This window comes from Stieleria mannarensis, from assembly GCF_014154935.1.
Classification (GTDB): domain Bacteria; phylum Planctomycetota; class Planctomycetia; order Pirellulales; family Pirellulaceae; genus Stieleria; species Stieleria mannarensis.
In genome coordinates, this window is record NZ_JACEHH010000004.1 from 234,175 (window position 1) to 250,424 (window position 16,250).

11 protein-coding genes are annotated in these 16,250 nt (G+C 59.0%); 4 read left to right on the forward strand and 7 right to left on the reverse strand.

The window, feature by feature from the left end; all coding sequences use genetic code 11:
- Window positions 1–175 precede the first annotated feature (175 nt).
- The 3 genes from H1B37_RS04480 to H1B37_RS04490 form a co-directional block, all read right to left on the reverse strand.
- Window positions 176–1,447, reverse strand: a complete 1,272-nt coding sequence (locus H1B37_RS04480) for an outer membrane protein assembly factor BamB family protein (RefSeq protein WP_182865411.1) — start codon at window positions 1,445–1,447, stop codon at window positions 176–178.
- Between the two features lie 187 nt (window positions 1,448–1,634).
- Window positions 1,635–3,014 (reverse strand): Gfo/Idh/MocA family protein, encoded by a 1,380-nt coding sequence (locus H1B37_RS04485; RefSeq protein ID WP_182865412.1) that lies wholly within the window; start codon window positions 3,012–3,014, stop codon window positions 1,635–1,637.
- Between the two features lie 276 nt (window positions 3,015–3,290).
- Window positions 3,291–5,840: an alpha/beta hydrolase-fold protein gene (locus H1B37_RS04490; protein WP_182865413.1), complete on the reverse strand. Its 2,550-nt coding sequence runs from the start codon at window positions 5,838–5,840 to the stop codon at window positions 3,291–3,293.
- Between the two features lie 29 nt (window positions 5,841–5,869).
- On the opposite strand from H1B37_RS04490, the gene H1B37_RS04495 reads away from it, so the two are divergent.
- From H1B37_RS04495 to H1B37_RS04505, 3 genes are all read left to right on the forward strand, one after another.
- Window positions 5,870–6,124 carry a hypothetical protein gene (locus H1B37_RS04495; RefSeq protein ID WP_182865414.1) on the forward strand — a complete coding sequence of 85 codons (255 nt, stop codon included), beginning with the start codon at window positions 5,870–5,872 and terminating at the stop codon, window positions 6,122–6,124.
- Between the two features lie 10 nt (window positions 6,125–6,134).
- A complete protein-coding gene (locus H1B37_RS04500) occupies window positions 6,135–6,674 on the forward strand; it encodes a Uma2 family endonuclease (protein ID WP_182865415.1) in 540 nt (179 codons plus the stop codon).
- A 173-nt stretch (window positions 6,675–6,847) separates the two neighbouring features.
- Complete coding sequence (locus H1B37_RS04505) at window positions 6,848–7,705, forward strand: hypothetical protein (protein ID WP_182865416.1); 858 nt, start codon at window positions 6,848–6,850, stop codon at window positions 7,703–7,705.
- A gap of 25 nt (window positions 7,706–7,730) precedes the next feature.
- Here H1B37_RS04505 and H1B37_RS04510 read toward each other — a convergent pair whose 3' ends face one another.
- The 3 genes from H1B37_RS04510 to H1B37_RS04520 form a co-directional block, all read right to left on the reverse strand.
- Window positions 7,731–9,818, reverse strand: a complete 2,088-nt coding sequence (locus tag H1B37_RS04510; protein WP_182865417.1) for an alpha-amylase family glycosyl hydrolase — start codon at window positions 9,816–9,818, stop codon at window positions 7,731–7,733.
- Window positions 9,819–10,072: 254 nt separating this feature from the next.
- Window positions 10,073–10,774, reverse strand: a complete 702-nt coding sequence (locus H1B37_RS04515) for a beta-xylosidase family glycoside hydrolase (protein WP_182865418.1) — start codon at window positions 10,772–10,774, stop codon at window positions 10,073–10,075.
- A 41-nt stretch (window positions 10,775–10,815) separates the two neighbouring features.
- Window positions 10,816–12,267 (reverse strand): FAD-dependent oxidoreductase, encoded by a 1,452-nt coding sequence (locus tag H1B37_RS04520; RefSeq protein ID WP_182865419.1) that lies wholly within the window; start codon window positions 12,265–12,267, stop codon window positions 10,816–10,818.
- A 179-nt stretch (window positions 12,268–12,446) separates the two neighbouring features.
- On the opposite strand from H1B37_RS04520, the gene H1B37_RS04525 reads away from it, so the two are divergent.
- Window positions 12,447–15,014, forward strand: a complete 2,568-nt coding sequence (locus tag H1B37_RS04525) for a sulfatase-like hydrolase/transferase (RefSeq protein ID WP_353620777.1) — start codon at window positions 12,447–12,449, stop codon at window positions 15,012–15,014.
- 62 nt (window positions 15,015–15,076) lie between these two features.
- Here H1B37_RS04525 and H1B37_RS04530 read toward each other — a convergent pair whose 3' ends face one another.
- Window positions 15,077–16,033 (reverse strand): acetyltransferase, encoded by a 957-nt coding sequence (locus H1B37_RS04530; protein WP_182865421.1) that lies wholly within the window; start codon window positions 16,031–16,033, stop codon window positions 15,077–15,079.
- Window positions 16,034–16,250 lie beyond the last annotated feature (217 nt).

Here is a 16,250-nt window from a genome sequence, read left to right on the forward strand (position 1 = left end):
CCTTCCAGTGCGTTGGTGTCTAGACAAATCGGTCCGCAATTTAGAGCATGGCTCCCCTTCTCCCCCACAAAGCCGGGGGAGAAGGGAGCCATTGTACGTTGTGTTGACATCAATGCTTCCAGAGTCGGTTTCGTCTTAACTTGATGCCTTTGAGGTCGGCATGAGACGAACAAGTCTACTTCGACGAAAAACAAAACAGGTGTTTTTCACCGCGGACAAACAAGTGATCTTGGATCGGAACGGGCGATCCGATCACGGACTCCTCCAGATCGTTTTCGGAAAGCAATCGGAAGTCATTGTCGGCCACATCGGCAACGTAGACGACACCATCTTCGCGCGGTGCGTAAAGTTTTCCGGCCGCGATGGTCGGTGACGCGTAGTACGAGTTGCGGTTTTTGGGCAACGCGTCGCTCCAAACCGTTTTTCCGCTGGCCGGATCGATGCACTCGACTTCCCCGCGATCGCGGACCAAGTACACGTTTCCGTTGTAAGCCGCCGGCGAAGGGACGAACGTCGAGATGTCATCACGAAACCAGTTGTGGTTCGATTCCGTAACATCCCCGCTACCGTCCATGCGGATCCCGTACAACAACGGCGAGCCTTTGTCGTTGCGTCCAAAAGCGACGACGGCCATGTCATCGACCACGACCGGTGATGCGACGACCGGCCAGAGTTGGTTGCCGTCAGGATTGAAACCACCGCAGGTCCACGTCACGCGCCCGTCCTTGGCGTCGTGGATCGTCAGATGCTGCGCGCCCCAGACCAGCAATGACTCCCTGCCCTGATGCTCGATCACCAACGGCGTCGAATAGCCGTGATCGCACTCGCGAGGCGTTTCGTAGTTTCTCGCGACCTTCCATGCGATCTTGCCGGTGTGTTTGTCAAACGCCGCCAACCAGGATTCTCCGTTGTGCATCCGGGCAAAGACGACGTGCCGCTGTGTCAACACGGGTGAGGTGCCGTGATCCCAATACAGGGTGTCTTTGCCGAACCGATCGACGAGGTTCGTTTGCCAGCGCACGGTACCGTCGGGCTCCACTGCGGCCAGCGTCCCGCTTTTGAAGTACACGAACACCGCTTCACCGTCGCTGACCGGGGACGCGTTGCTGCCGGATCCGTTACGATGTTTGCCCTTTGCTTCGGGGCCGAACTGCGTGTTCCATTTCCGGGTTCCCGACCAATCAAACGCCAACAACGAATCGACGCCGTCGGTCGGCGCGGTCACGTAGATGGTTTGATCGACCACGATCGGCGTGGAACACCCCTTGCCGGGCAGCGGTGCTTTCCATCGCAGGGTTTGTGAGTTCAGTTCGGATGGGTAGTCACCCGAGTTGACGCTGCCGATATCCTTGGGCCCACGCCAGCGAGGCCAGTCCGCATCGGCATTGGACGGGACGAGCGTGATCGCCAAAACAAGTGTCAGCAGGATGTAGCAATTGCGATTCATGATTGGTTTCTATATTGTTTCTCGGTCTTGAATGTCAGACATCGGACAGACATTCGACAATGGCACTTCGTCGTGGCAACGCGCGCCAGAGCGTGGAGAGTTCCAGGGCTGCACCTTCTGGCGAAGCTCGCTACGTTTGATCTGCGATTCACAATGATTGAATTTCAATGTGGACTTGCCCTTCACATTAGACCACGTCGGGAACCGTAAACGCACCGCGGGGCGGACGGGTGAGCAACTGATCCGCCTGGGCGTCGTCTTTGAACGTTTCACTCTGACCGTCAAAGTGCAGTGTGCGGTCGACGCGGTAAGCGATGTTGGCCAAGTGGCACAGTGCGGCCGAATAATGGCCTTGTTCGATTTCCGCCGACAGAAACTCCTGCTTGCGGGCACGGACGGCCAGGGCCCAGTTGCGGAAGTGCGGCAGGTTGGAAATCGGGCTGCCCTCTTCAAACGCACTCGGTCCAGGTTCGCGATTGCGTCCCAGGAACGTGTAATAGCTGGAGTAATCGGGGATGATCATCGTGCCTTCGGTGCCCAGGAAGATCGTTCCGACGGGGAAGTCCTTTTGCACGAAGGGGTATTTGTCGCGAAATCCGGCTTCGGCGTTCGTGTACCAATCCCGCACCGCGAACTCGATCATCTTTCCGTCGGCCCACTTCATCGACGTGGACAAGACGCCCGGCGTTTCGGCGCTGCTTTGATGGACCTTTTCTTGCATGTAGTTGGATCCGATCGACGAGATCTGCATCGGGTGGCTGTCCAACTTCAACCCCCAGCGCAGGATGTCCATTTGGTGGACGCCTTGATTGCCGATTTCTCCGTTGCCGTAATCCCAGATCCAATGCCAGCGACGGTGTTGAAAGTTACTGAACGGGTGCACGGCCGCCGGACCACACCAAGCATTCCAATCGAGTCCATCGGGAACCGGGCGTGGTGCGTGTTTGCCCAGGTCACCGCGGATTTTGTAGGCGATGCCGCGGGCAAAGTAGACTTTGCCGATCACCCCCTGATGCAGTTTGTCGATACCTTCGACGATGTTCGGTGACGACCGGCATTGGGTGCCGTGCTGGACGATCCGGTTGTACTTGCGTGCGGCCTGGACCATCTTTCGGCCTTCGAAGATGTTGTGCGATCCGGGCTTTTCGACATACACATCCTTGCCGGCCTGGCAGCCCCAAATCACGTTCAGCGAGTGCCAGTGGTTGGGGGTGGCGAAGGTGACCGCGTCGATGGACGGATCATCCAACACCCGTCGCATGTCATCGTAGGTGTCGATCTTGTGGCCGCTGCGTTCAGTCCAAACCGTTTCGGCGGACTTGAGTTTGTTTTCGTCGCAATCGCACAGACCGGCCAGCGTGACGCCGGCGGTCGATTCGTTTTCCAGTTCGACCAGGCTTTCCGCGTGGGCTTTGGCGCGTCCCCCCATCCCCACGATCGCGACGCGAATCTTGTCGTTCAAGTTTTGTCCGCGGACGATCGCCGGGGCGGCGAACAGGCTGGCCGCGCCCGCGGCGGCGGTTCGAATGGATTGGCGACGGTTGATCCGCGAAGGCGTCTCGGTCATGTCTGTCTCGCTCGATCGGGGAAACGGGAGGCGGCGTCTCTCGCCGCTGAGGATGCCTGGGATTGTAGCATGAAACGACCACAGTCTCTTATGCTCGGTCTGTGGTACGACGTCCCTTCTGGGGCGTCGCAGTGACGGTGTACGACGTCGTTTCTAGGTCGTCGTGCAGAGCCCCGCGGGCGACCGCCCGGAAGGACCGTCGTACTTGGGGGCTCGCTGCGCAGCAAGGGGAATCGCCTGAAGGCTAGACACCAGCGTGGAATCTCGGTTGCCGCGTTACTGGACGGTCAGCTTGCGGCGGTAAATGGTCGAGCCGTTGGTGATGTACAATTCATCGCGATTCGTTCCGGCCAGCGTGCAGCTGGTCAACGGCTGAGTCGGATCGGGGGTTGGCAGGACGCCGCAGGGTCGGCCGGTGGGATCAAAGATCTGCACTCCGACCGCACTGGTGACGTAGAAACGTCCGGCCGCGTCGACGGCCATGCCATCGCCTCGTGAGGCGGTCTTGTACGACGGCGGCTCATTGAATTTGAACTCGCCCTCCTCATCGATCGCCAATCGCATCGGCATCGTTGGCATCTTGGCGTCCAAACTGCCATCGGGGTTCACCCGGAACGTCCACGTGTTCTGGCCACCGGAATCAGAAACCGCAAGCGTGCCGCCGTCACCTGAAAGCGCGATTCCGTTCGGCCGCGTGATCCCGGTGTCGACCACTGTCGTCGCGCCGGTCTTCGGGTCGATTCGTGTGACCTGTTTGGCTCGGGTTTCAGTGATGTAAATCATGCCGTCAGCGGTGATGGCCAAGTCATTCGGTTTGACGCCGGTGGCAACCACGTTGACCGCACCGGATTCGGGATCGATGGAGATCACGCGACTTTGCGCCCCCTGACACCCATACAGCAATCCGTCGGGTCCGAGCATCAGCCCGCTGACCGATTCCTTGGCGATCAACGTTTGTTTTCCATCGGCGGCATCGACGCGGTAGACCGCCGGCGCCTTCATGTCGCTGAAAATGAAGTTTCCTTCGTCGTCGCAGCACGGCGCATCGGCAAACCCCAGGTCCGACGCGACGACTTCCCACGACTGGCCGGGGATCAGCAAATTCACCAGCGTCAGATCGCCGCGCAGATCATCGCTCGTGTCTACCTCTGGGGTGTGCGTCTCGCCGCGCCACAGCCACTTCATCGCGTCGGGAAACCGCGCACTGCCGAAATCGGCGTTGTGCGCATAACCCTCGGCCCAATCAAAACGGATGTCGTATCCCATGTACTTCAGTGCCGACGCCATCCGCTGATTTGCCCACGGCCAGCTTCCGAACGCGTTGTCGACGTCGCCGCTGGTGTCGGACATGTAAACGCGAATCGGCTTGGGTTCGGTTTTTCGCACCAGCGCCGGGTAGACGTTGCCGCCGCGCAAATTGGTAAAGCTGCCGACGTTCGAATAGACCTTGCCGAACTGGTCGGGGCGTTGCCAGGCGACGGTGAAGGCGCAAATCGCCCCGGAGCTGGATCCGCCGATGGCCCGCATCGCCGGATCGGACGAAATTTTGTATCGCTGTTGAACTTGGGGCAGGATCTCTTCCAGCAAAAACCGCGTGTAACGGTCGCCCAAACTGTCGTATTCGAAGCCGCGATTGGATGATTTTTTACCGCGGCGCGGCTTGGATTTATCGTGCCCCGGGTTGAGGAACACGGCGATCGTCGGAGGCATCTCGCCCCGAGCGATCAGGTTGTCCAACACGGTCGGGATTCGCCATCGGCCCTTGACGTCGCGCATCCGCTCGCCGTCCTGAAACACCATCAACGCCGCCGGTTGCTCGTTTTTGTACTGGGCCGGGACATAGATCGCCCAGTCGCGGACGGTGCCGGCAAAGATGTCTGATTCCCACGGCTCCATCTGCTCGACCGTGCCTTGGGGAACCGAGTCGTTGGCGATGGCATCAGGGTGCGGTTGCCACTCGGGCTTGGTTTGCGTTTCGGGAATCACGGTCGGCTGGGAATCGTCCGACCACAGCCAACGCAGCGCGTCGGGAAGGACCTCGCCGCCCCATTTGGCACTATGACCGCCTTCGGTCATGACCAGTTTGTAGTGGTAACCGGCGAACTGCAACGCGGCTGCCATGTCACGGTTCCCCAGCGGCCAGTTGCCGTGCAGGTTATCGAGGTCGTCTTTGCCTTCCTGCAGATAGACCTTGATCGGCTTAGGATTGTCCTTGGTCTTGCGGACCAATCCGGGATAAGCCCATCCGCCGCGGATGTTGGTGAAGCTTCCGATGTGGCTGAGCACTTTGCCGAACTGTTGCGGCTTTTCCCAAGCGACGGTGAACGCGCAAATCCCACCGGAGGAAATCCCGCACACCGCTCGACGATCGGCGTCCTGAGAAACGTTCAAGCCTTTCAATGCGACGGGCAAAAACTCATCAACCAGGAACGTTGCGTAGCGGTCGCCTAACGAATCGTATTCCAGCGAACGGTTACTGCGATCTTTCGCACCGGGTTTGGTGGCGGGAATCGTTCCCGGGTTGACGAACACGGCGATCGTGACCGGCATCGCTTGCTGGTCGATCAAGTTGTCAAACACCTCGGGCACGCGAAAGGCACCGCCCGGTCGGGCATAGTTCTTGCCGTCCATGAACACCATCAAGTTGGCCGGTTCGTCGGCGTTGTACTGCGCCGGAACGTAGACGCTGTATTGACGCGTTGTGCCGGGGAAGGTGCGACTGTCGGCAAAAACGCCTTCGGTGATCGTCCCCGTGGGGACGTCGGCGGCATTGACAGGGCTGATCGCCAGAAGGATGGCGAGCGGAAGCAAGGCGAGTGACTTCATGACGGTTTGGCGGGGCGGAAGGCGGGGAGATGCATCGCTCGAAGAACGAGAATGCGGTTACACATCATCGTTCGCCGATCTCCGCGAAGCAAGTGCCGCAAGTGATCCGGCGCCGCAGGATTGATGGTAGACTGATCAGCGGGCGGAAAATCGGTGGGATAGGCTTCCAGCCTGTCGATCCAGGGATCGACAGGCTGGAAGCCTATCCCACAAGAAATTCGACGATTGCTTTCCACCCGATCGCCGTTGACGCCTTCGCCCCGTTCCCCACGCATCCCACTTGAGCCATAACTGATGAGTTCATCCGCCCGGTATCACCCGCACTACACGATCGAAGACTATCGTCATTGGGAGGGGGACTGGGAATTGTGGCACGGAACGGCCATCGCGATGACCCCCAGCCCATTTGGCCGGCACGGTGGCCTGCTGGCCAAACTGTGTACCGTGCTGACCATTGCGATCGACCAAGCCGGCTGCGATGCGTCGGTGCTTGCGGAAGTGGATTGGATCGTTGCCGACGACACGGTCCTTCGTCCGGATGTGAGCGTGGTGTGCGGTGATCCGCCCGAGGGACACATCGAATCGACACCGGCCATGGTTGCCGAAGTGCTTTCCGATTCAACACGAGATCGTGACTTGATCCACAAGCGCGCGCTGTATCAAGAGAATTGTGTTCCGTGGTACCTGATCGCCGATCCGCTTGACAGTTCAGTTCAACTGCTCCGCCTCGGTGAAAATCAGGAATACATACACGTTGCGATCGATCCGGAGGTGGAGTTGACGATCTGCGAGACGTGTCGGTTGTTGCTGGATCTGCGTTGGTTGTCGCGCTAGTGCCGGCGGGGTCGATTGACAAACATTTTGCCGCATGAATCCGTCTCAGCTACACTGTCTGGGGAGACACTGTCTGGACACGGAACGTTGGGGGTGGGACACCAGCGTTCCCGTGTGATTCGGCGTGCCCCAAACCGTACCCTCCTTTTTATGGTGTGCAGATGTTTCGTGCGATGAACCTGACCCTGGTTGTCGGCATCCTCGTCTTGGGTGTTGGAAAATCGCCCTCAGGAACTTGTCAGGCGGCAATCACTCAGCAGATCTCCTTTACGTTTGATCCCACGCCTGACGATCTCTTTAACAACGACGATGTACGTGGCGGCGACTTTATTTCTGGCAATACACCGACAGATATCAATCGCTCGCTGATCGCGGGGCTCAATGATAACGGGGTCTCGGCGAGCGGTTCGGTCGGTGAATTCGGAAATTATGGGCTTCAGGCGAGCACCTCGCGGACAGGCGAACTGCGTGCCCAAGTGGTGATTGAAGCCGATGTCCAGGCCCCGCCGATCGGAGGTTCGCCGCGAGAAGCGTTCGCGAATTTCATCATCGACGGCGGCCAGTTTGTGTTCGTAGCCGGTGAAAACTCGACGCTCGAATTCATTCTGACGCTGTCGGCCGATCGCAGTGCAGTCTTCCAAAGCGCATTGGAGATGACGGGGTCGCCCGGTGGCAACACGCCCACGCTTACTCAGTTTGGCGCCGACATCGGCGCCGAACAAAATGGGTCGACAGTCGACATTCCGTTCAGCTTCCAGAATGTCAGCCTTGGTGTCCTGAATCCCGGCCAATCCATCCTCTTGGAATATCAGCTTGACATCATCGCTGACATTCAAGATTTCAGCGAAGTCACGATCTTCGAGTTCCAAGACCCGCTATCGGTCGAACCGCCGCTTGCGACGATTGACCAGTTGCGCCCGACGATCTCATTTGTCAGCGCCGTGCCCGAGCCTTCGTTTGCGATGATCGGTCTGGTCGCTTGCGGTATCGTCATGGTTTCACGCAAGCGGCCCGGAAGGGCGCGGAAGTGAATCTCACTCTGTGTGAAGCGTTCTGCTATTTGCGTCGCATCGCGATGACGGAAAACTTGGGGACGTTCAGATAGAGTTTGCCATCGGCTTGGACCGTTGGTTCGTAGAACGCATTTCCGGCGCCGTCCCAGCCGCCGAACCGCGCGTCTTGGCTGCACAAGACCTGCGTCCACTGGCCGTCAAGCCCCGCGCGGACTCCGTAGCTGTGATTGGTGAAGTTGGTGGGGCTGAAATTGACCACCACCAGGATGTGGTCATCGCCCCAATCGCGGCGGAAGGCGATCACTTTGTTGTTGGTGTCTTCATGAGTCCACTCCAATGATCCGCGGCGGATCGCGTCGCTGTCCCAACGCAGTTGGATCGTGTGCTTGTACAACTCCTTCATCTTCCAGCCGTCGGAATCGCGTTCGTATTTCCAATCGACGGCGTGATCGTAGTTGTCGTCAAACCAACCGTCCTGGGCAAACTCTTCGCCTTGCCAAATCATCGGGATCCCGGGCGAGAGCAGACTGATTGCCGCCGATGCCCGTGACTTGGCGTGGGCATGCCAGCTACCGCGTCCGCCGAACTCGGAAATCAGGTACGAGCCGCCGTTACGACACTCGTCGTGCGACATCGCAAAAATCACACGCTGGGTCGGGTCTGCGTAGTCGCCACCGTTGATGCCGTTGCGGACGTCGTTCAAATTTGCATTCGCCTCATCCTTGAAAGCTTTTTCGATTTGATGATGTAAATTAACCCACCACCCGGAATGAAAATTCCCCGATCGCACCATTTCACTTTCATAGGGCAGGTTCTCGCAAATCATAATCTTGCTGGGGAATTCCTGACGCATGCTCCAAACGATGTCGCGCATCGCGTCCCAGCCACCGGGTTTGTTCTTGATCTCCGTTGTCGCATCCCAGCGCAATCCGTCCAAGTGAAACTCGTTCAACCAGTACTGACAATTCTTTTTGATGTAGTCCCGTACTTCGTTTCGATCCCAGTCCGGAGCGATTCCCCATTGGGTGTGCTGGTTGTCGAAGTAGATCCCGCCATCGTTTCCTTCGCTGTCACCGTCGTAGTCCCAATACCAATTGTCGCGTCCGCCGTTGGTGCTGAAGTGGTTGTAAACCACATCCATGATGACGCCCAATCCTTTGGAATGGGCGGCATCCACGACCGCTTTCAGTTCCTGGTAGGACGGCGCGTTGCGACTGGAGTAGCTTGATTCGACCGCAAACAACCCCGTCGGGGCATAGCCCAGGTAAGGCGTCGGATTGGGATGGTCGGGACCTGGCGTTTCGTGGACCGGCAGGAGTTCGATCATGTTGGCGCCAAGGCCTTTGATGTAGTCCAGCTTGGTCAACAGGTTTTGAAAGCTGCCCGGATAGTTTTGGCCGTCGTTCTTGCCCACAAACGTCCCGACATGAAGCTCATAGATGATCATGTTCTCAAACCGAGGCGTTTTCCATTGGCCGTCGGTCCAATTGAACATGTCCGTTGACACGATGATCGAGGCGCCGGCGGAATGTTCCATCTGTCGGCCATAGGGATCGGGGCGATCGATCGTTCCGTTGATCGCGTACTTGTACTTGTGCCCCATGTTGGCCTCCGGTTCAAACCCGAACCACCAACCGCCGGCGTTCCATAGCAGGTGATCGCTGCGATCCCATTGATTGAAATCACCGATCAGTGCGACTTTGTTTGCGTGCGGTGCCCAAACCTTGAAGAACGCTCCGTTGTCGCTGAGCGTGCCGCCCGGCGGCTGGAAGCTGTGCTTGGGTTTGCGGACGTCAATCGCCGCGGCGGTCTCGTTTCCGGCGGTGTCTTTCGCGACGATCTTGATCTGGTAGGTTTGATCGGGCGTATCGGCGTTGAAGTCGAACCCGGCCGAGAAGGGGCTTTCCGTGTCGGATTTGATCAGCGTGTCGTCTTTGTAAAACGTCACCTCGGCCACCGCGACGTTGTCACTGGCGTCGGCCGCGATGTCGACCTTTCCCCCGACGGCGTCCTGGTCCTTCAAGGACGTGATCGTGACCACCGGAGCCTCGGTGTCGTGCGTCGTGTCCTCTGCCCATCCACACGCCGGCACCATCAGCAACAGCAGACTGATTGTTCTTGCACGCCACATGATCTTCGCCCCCATTACGATCGGTTGGGTGGAACGGAACCGATGCGCTTTTTAACAGGTGGGGACGCGGTCCGCAGTAGAAAAGTTTCAAGAAGAACGATTCATGGTTGCAGGCAAGTGAACAAAAAACACTTGCCGGTGAGTATGCCGGGAGAAATGGCGGAATGATTCGGGGCAGAATGATGGGGCGCGTGGGCTGGTGCGAAACGATTGATTTCAAACGGGGTGAACGGAATTGCCTCTCTCACTTTCCGCTAGCGCGGCATCATTTCGAAATGACTGGCAGTCGCCCAGCGGCCGGAGTCTTCTTCGCCTTGATAGAATTGCAGGCTGACCTGTGGCGATTGGGAAACTTCGTCGGGCAAAGTGGTCTTGCCGACGGCGATCCAATCCGGTTCACCGGGAATGCGATAGAACCCCTGCAAATCGTGGCCTTCCACCACGATCCGCAACTCGACCGATTCGGCCGGATAGGGAATGATCGCGATGGTCCGCGTGCGGTCGTTTTCTTCGCGGCCCATCACGATGTTGGTCACCCCGTGTTCGATTTCCAGCCCGATTTTGACCATCGTCGAATCGCTGTAGTACCAGACCAGATTGGTTTGTTCCCAGCGTTTCCTGGGGTGTTGCTCTAGCTGAACGCGGACGTCCACCGAATCCTGCCAAGCGGCGGGCACGGGATGAAGCAACACGTTCTTCGCATCATTGGCTCTACCCCACATGTTTCCCGGCTCGACCAAGACCTTCAGCCCGGAATCGGTCAATTTCCATCCGGCTTGATTCTCGCGCAGCCACCGCCACTCATCTCGCATCGAACCGTGAAAGGAGTCGGTGATCGCTTGCGTCGGATCGTCCGATGAATCCTGGGGCCGTTCGGTTTGGCCGATGACAAGAGTTGGCAATCCGAGGATCAAAACCGCGGTCGCCCAAGTTTGTCGAAGTGAAGGTCGTTGCATGATGATTGAACCCTTGTGGATGGAGATTCCCCCGTGGACGCTTACGAGTTGGTTTTGGAGGTGGCGGTGTTCCACGTCAATTCGTGGGGCATGATGCCTTGGTCGATCGATGCGGCGGCGGCTTTGCCGGCGGCTTCGCCCATCGGGACGGCGTTGCCGGTGACTCGGTAACTGGCGTGGGCGAAGAAGTCGCCGCTGATGCAGCGTCCCGCCATCAGCAAACCGTCCACGTCGGCGGCGACCAGTGCCGGATAGGGGATGTCGTATTGCCGAACGCCGCGTGCCCGCAGCGCTTCAATACTCTCGGGGTTTCCGGCGATTTCCAGCGAGTGCACGTCGATCGAAAACTTCGACCGGCAGACGGCTTGGGGATGCTTCAACCCGGTCGTGATGTCGTCACTGGTGATCGTGTAACGCCCTTTGATGCGGCGACCTTCGCGAATGCCGATCTGTTCTGCCGTTGCGACCACCGCCAAGTCTTTCCAAACGCCGCCCAAGTCTCGCAGCCCACGCACGATCTCGTGGACTTCGCGTCGGCCTTCGATGGTGGCTTTGGTGATCGCGCCGGCATCGAAGGCAGAGACGCCGTATTGGTGGTTGGTCATGATCGAATAGATGCCGCTGTGCAGATGCCGCAGCGTGGGCGCTCGATAGGACGGATTGATCCCGGCGTCTTGCATGAATTTGTAGAGTCTCGCTTTGGCCTCGCGTCCGGTTTCGCGGATGAATTCTTGCACGTCTTCCGGACGCGGGCCGGTGACCAGCGCCATCATCGACATCGGCTGGCAAGTACAGTCCTCGCCGAACCCGAGGTCAAAGCGGCAGCCGGCCTGGGCCGCGAGATCGCCGTCGCCGGTGCAGTCGATGAACCGATCGGCGGTCCACCCCTGGCGTCCCGACTTTGATTCGGTGATCACCGCGACCAGACGATTGCTTTCGTCGGTCACGGCGCCGACCACCATGGTGTGCAACTGGATCTTGACCCCGGCTTCGACACACATTTCTTCCAAAACGACTTTCGCCAGTTCGGGGTCATAAACGGTACCCGCGGAGCGTTTGGCGACGTCGCTGCCCCTGGCCGCCAACGCTGCGAGCACTTCCTGCATGATGCCGGATTTTCCCGAGACATCCAGGATCTTCGTCAGCATTCCGGCCGTCCAGACGCCTCCCAAGCAGCCGGCCAATTCGAGCAATTGGACCGTCGCGCCGCTGCGGGCGGCCGCCAATGCCGCCGCAATCCCGGCCGGCCCGCCACCACAAACCAACACTTGGCTGTGTCCGGCAACGGGGAGGTGCCTGCTGTTTTCTTGCAGCTCCGAATCCGACTCGGTCAGCTGACCGCTGGTTCGGAGCACATGGCCCCGGGCGGCATCGGGAACCGAACCGATCGGTTTTTCGTTGTCGCTGGCAATGGCGTTTCGATTCACCAACAATCCCGCCGGCCCCAGCACGGCTGCGGTCTTCAGAAACTGTCTTCGCTTCGATTCGGTCATGGTGATCCTTGAGGTGTGGCCTGGAACAGACGCGGTGCATTGATCGATCGGTCAAGTCTGCCTCGCGCGGGCGCATCTACTACAATCTCGATCGGTGAGTCGTGTCTTAAGTTTTTTGCGTGTTTTCGATCATAGCCGATGGTAACATCATTTTCCGGCTGTTCGAGAGGTTGAATGTTGTGCCCCGGATCATCTTTTTCATCTTCGTCACCTGTTGTTTGCCGCTGCTCGCGACGATTGCCCGTGCCGGGCGGCCCAACGTCTTATTCATCGCGATCGATGACCTGCGCGTCGAACTCGGCTGTTACGGCCAAACGTGGGTGAAGTCGCCGCACATCGACCGGTTTGCTTCACGAGGTATGCTGTTCGAGCGCGCGTATTGTCAACAAACCGTTTGCAATCCGTCGCGAGCTTCGCTGTTGACGGGGATGCGACCGGACACGCTTCGGGTCTGGGACTTGCCGACCCATTTTCGCCAGAACGTGCCCGATGCGGTCACCTTGCCAGAGCTGTTCAAGACCAGTGGCTATCACACCCAATGCGTCGGCAAGATCTTTCATAACTGGCGGCAAGACGATTGGAAGGGCGATCCGCAGTCTTGGAGCGTCCCATCGGTGCTGCATTACAACAGCCACTCCAATGACAAGCCGCTGGTCGACGGTGTCGTGCCGCCGAATTTGGCGTCCGGCAGAGGCGGCATCGAATGTCGTGAGGTTCCCGATGAAGCCTACTTTGACGGGCGAGTTGCCAACACCGCGGTCGCGACGATGCGGGAGTTGAGTCGCGGTGATCAGCCGTTTTTCCTGGCCGTCGGATTTTGGAAGCCACACACGCCTTTCAACGCTCCCAAAAAGTACTGGGATCTGTACGATCGCGAGGAGGTGCCGATTCCCAACGACGTGCAGCCACCCAAAGACGTTCCCGACCTTGCGTTGACCAGCGCGCGATTCACCGACGGGGCAGCGTCGGATGCATTGCGCGAGATGCATCACGGGCACCTGGCGGCAATCAGCTACTTGGATGCCCAAGTGGGACGCGTGCTAGATGAACTGGATGCACTCGGCTTGCGAGACGACACGATCGTGGTGCTATGGTCGGACCACGGGCTGCATCTGGGCGAACACGGATTGACGCGAAAGACGACCGCGTTTGAACTCGACGCGCGGATTCCCTTGATCATCGACGCACCGAAGCATCCGGCGTCGGGACGCACCAAAGCGTTGGTTGAATTATTGGACCTGTATCCGACACTCGCCGAACTCGCCGGTCTGCAAGCCCCCGAGGACGTCGAAGGCGTCTCGTTGGTGCCGCTGCTGGACGATCCCTCGAACCGCCACCATGATGTCGCGCTGACGCAAACACCGCGTCCGAATTATCCGCGCGGCAAACGACCCGAGGTGATGGGGTATTCGATTCGCAGCCAGCGGTTTCGCTACACCGAGTGGCGGGACTTCCAGACCAAACGTGTGCTGGCCAAGGAACTTTACGACCATCGCACCGACCCGCACGAGAGCGTCAACGTGGCCGAGCGGGATGAGCACCAAACCACCATCGCCGAACTCGCGGAAAAGCTGTCGGAAAAGCTGGCCGTGCGGCCGACGGTAGCCGCCTCACACCGTGACGAATCTCCGCACCCGGTGACGAATCCGACCAGCCCACACATGTTGGACTTGGTGACCACCGGTTCGGATCCGTCGCAAATCGATTTTGCAAATCTGCCCCGCATTGCTTCGCAGCATGCTGTGATCAGCGACGTCCGAGAACGAGCCGGGACCTGGGTTCACCAACACGCATATCTGGCACACTTCGACGACAAGTACTGGGCGATGTGGAGCGATGGTCCGGGGGTGCCGAAACGGGGACTGACGCCGCAGCAGCATCGCAACGTGGTCCCGGGGCATGACCGACCGGGGACGCGTGTTTCTTACGCCACCAGTGAAGACGGACTGCATTGGAGCGCGCCGGCGGATCTGTCGGGGCCGCCGCGACGTGAGGGATTCGGCTGGATCGCGCGTGGGTTGTGGGTCCGCGAGGGTGACTTGCTTGCGTTGGCAAGTCACTTCAACGCACCGGGCTATCCCGGCAAAGGGCTGCGGCTGGAAGCGTTTCGCTGGGATGCGTCCGAGGCGACATGGAAGGATCACGGCACCGTCTTGGACGACACGTTGAACAACTTTCCGCCCAAGCGATTGCCGCAGGGCGAGTTCATGATGACTCGCCGCGACCACCGCCAACAGGTTTCCGTGATGATCGGCGGCGACACCGCGTATGACGACTGGAACATCCATCCGCTGGCAAGCTACGACGCAAACGGTCGCCCGGAAGAACCGTATTGGTATGTGCTGCCGGATGGAAAGAACCTTGTCGGACTGATTCGCGACAACGGACGCTCGGGCCGATTGCTGCGAACGTTCTCGTGCGACAACGGGCGGACGTGGAGCCCGATCGTGAAGACTAACTTCCCGGACGCGACCAGTAAATTTTTCGTACTGCGAACTTCGCGGGGCTACTATGCAATGGTCTCCAATGCCAACCCCAAACGACGTGATCCGTTGACACTCGCCATCAGTGCCGACGGATTGGTCTTCACGCGCCTGTTTCAGCTCGTCGGCGGTCGGCACGTCGACTATCCGCACCTGATTGAACACGACGGGCACTTGCTGATCGCATTTTCCGGTGCGAAGCAGACGATGGAGGTCCTGAAGGTTTCACTGGACGATGTCGACGCGGCGATCGGTTCGCCCTAAGTGGGATAGGCTTCCAGGTGTGTCAATGCTGAATGACAGGCTGGAAGCCTATCCCACTGCGATCAGCCGAATTGCGTTTGCATGGCATCGAGGAAGGCTTGCAGTTGGTCACCGGGTAGCTCGTTGATCCCGGCGGCCGCTTTACGCCCGCCACCGGTCGGGAATTGACGGCACAGTTCATCGGCACCGGTCTTGGTTGCCAACGGGGCGCGGACACTGACCAAGTAGTCGCCCGAGGGTAACAGGCTGGCCAAGGCGTGGGCTCGATCGGGGTTGTCGCGGGCGAGTTGATTGCTGTAGACGCCGCTGACGCGCCGCGAGAAGGAATCGTTGGGAAACACAAATGCCGCACAGGCGTCGGTTTTCAAAACCGGATCGATCGACGCCGCATGATTCATGTCGCTGTCGTATCCGTCGCGAAGCGTTTGGAACGTGGTGTCGGTGGCGATGAATTCGAACGGGTCGGCATAGGGCTGGATTTTTTGATAAAGCTGGTCCGGCGGGAAATACAGATCGTCCAGTGTGCTGCCATACCCGTTGTAATTGAGCAGCGTGCCGAGTGTTTCGAGTTGATCGAGTTGCGACTCGCTGAGGTCGAGCGGTTGTGCGGCACTGCGAGCGGCGTCGTGCAAGTTGTCGCCGAACAGCGCGGTCACCGCCCAGGGCAAAAACGCGCCGTCGAGATGTTGATTGACCAGCCATCCCGTGCAAACGTCTCCGGCCGTGTCGATTTGCACGCTCAGGTTTTTCGACTCGGGGATCTCGCCGGCGAAGTGGTGGTCGAAATAGCTGACCTGGACGCCACCGTCGAGCAGTCGCACCAGGTCGTCGCGGTTCTTGTCCAGCGAGATGTCCAGGACAGTCACGCTGTCGCCGGACTGAGCCTGGACGCGCCGGAGCAGGCTGATGTCGCGTTTGACGCCCGTCACCAAGGTGCTCTCACGCGGCTCGGCCAAGCGAAGTTGATGCAAGGCACAAATACCGTCCGCATCGCCGTTGAACACATCGAAATGGGGCACGTCAATCTCCTGGACTGGAAGGAAAACGTGGAATTTAGCGAGACAGCACGGATTCGAAAACCGAGGAGGCGGTCTGCCATTGGATGGAATCAATTTTCCTGCCTCCAAAATCTTCCTACCGCTTGACCGCGATTCGGTGTCCGGTCGTGTCGGCGGGAATCAAGAGACGGATGGCAGAATGACTCGGGCAGAATGATGAGAGGCGTGTGAGCTGTCG

Excerpts from the sequence above, each read along its gene's own strand:
- H1B37_RS04480 (WP_182865411.1), bottom strand. The coding sequence starts at position 1,447 with ATGAATCGCAATTGCTACATCCTGCTGACACTTGTTTTGGCGATCACG.
- H1B37_RS04485 (WP_182865412.1), bottom strand. The coding sequence starts at position 3,014 with ATGACCGAGACGCCTTCGCGGATCAACCGTCGCCAATCCATTCGAACC.
- H1B37_RS04490 (WP_182865413.1), bottom strand. The coding sequence starts at position 5,840 with ATGAAGTCACTCGCCTTGCTTCCGCTCGCCATCCTTCTGGCGATCAGC.
- H1B37_RS04495 (WP_182865414.1), top strand. The coding sequence starts at position 5,870 with ATGCATCGCTCGAAGAACGAGAATGCGGTTACACATCATCGTTCGCCG.
- H1B37_RS04500 (WP_182865415.1), top strand. The coding sequence starts at position 6,135 with ATGAGTTCATCCGCCCGGTATCACCCGCACTACACGATCGAAGACTAT.
- H1B37_RS04505 (WP_182865416.1), top strand. The coding sequence starts at position 6,848 with ATGAACCTGACCCTGGTTGTCGGCATCCTCGTCTTGGGTGTTGGAAAA.
- H1B37_RS04510 (WP_182865417.1), bottom strand. The coding sequence starts at position 9,818 with ATGTGGCGTGCAAGAACAATCAGTCTGCTGTTGCTGATGGTGCCGGCG.
- H1B37_RS04515 (WP_182865418.1), bottom strand. The coding sequence starts at position 10,774 with ATGCAACGACCTTCACTTCGACAAACTTGGGCGACCGCGGTTTTGATC.
- H1B37_RS04520 (WP_182865419.1), bottom strand. The coding sequence starts at position 12,267 with ATGACCGAATCGAAGCGAAGACAGTTTCTGAAGACCGCAGCCGTGCTG.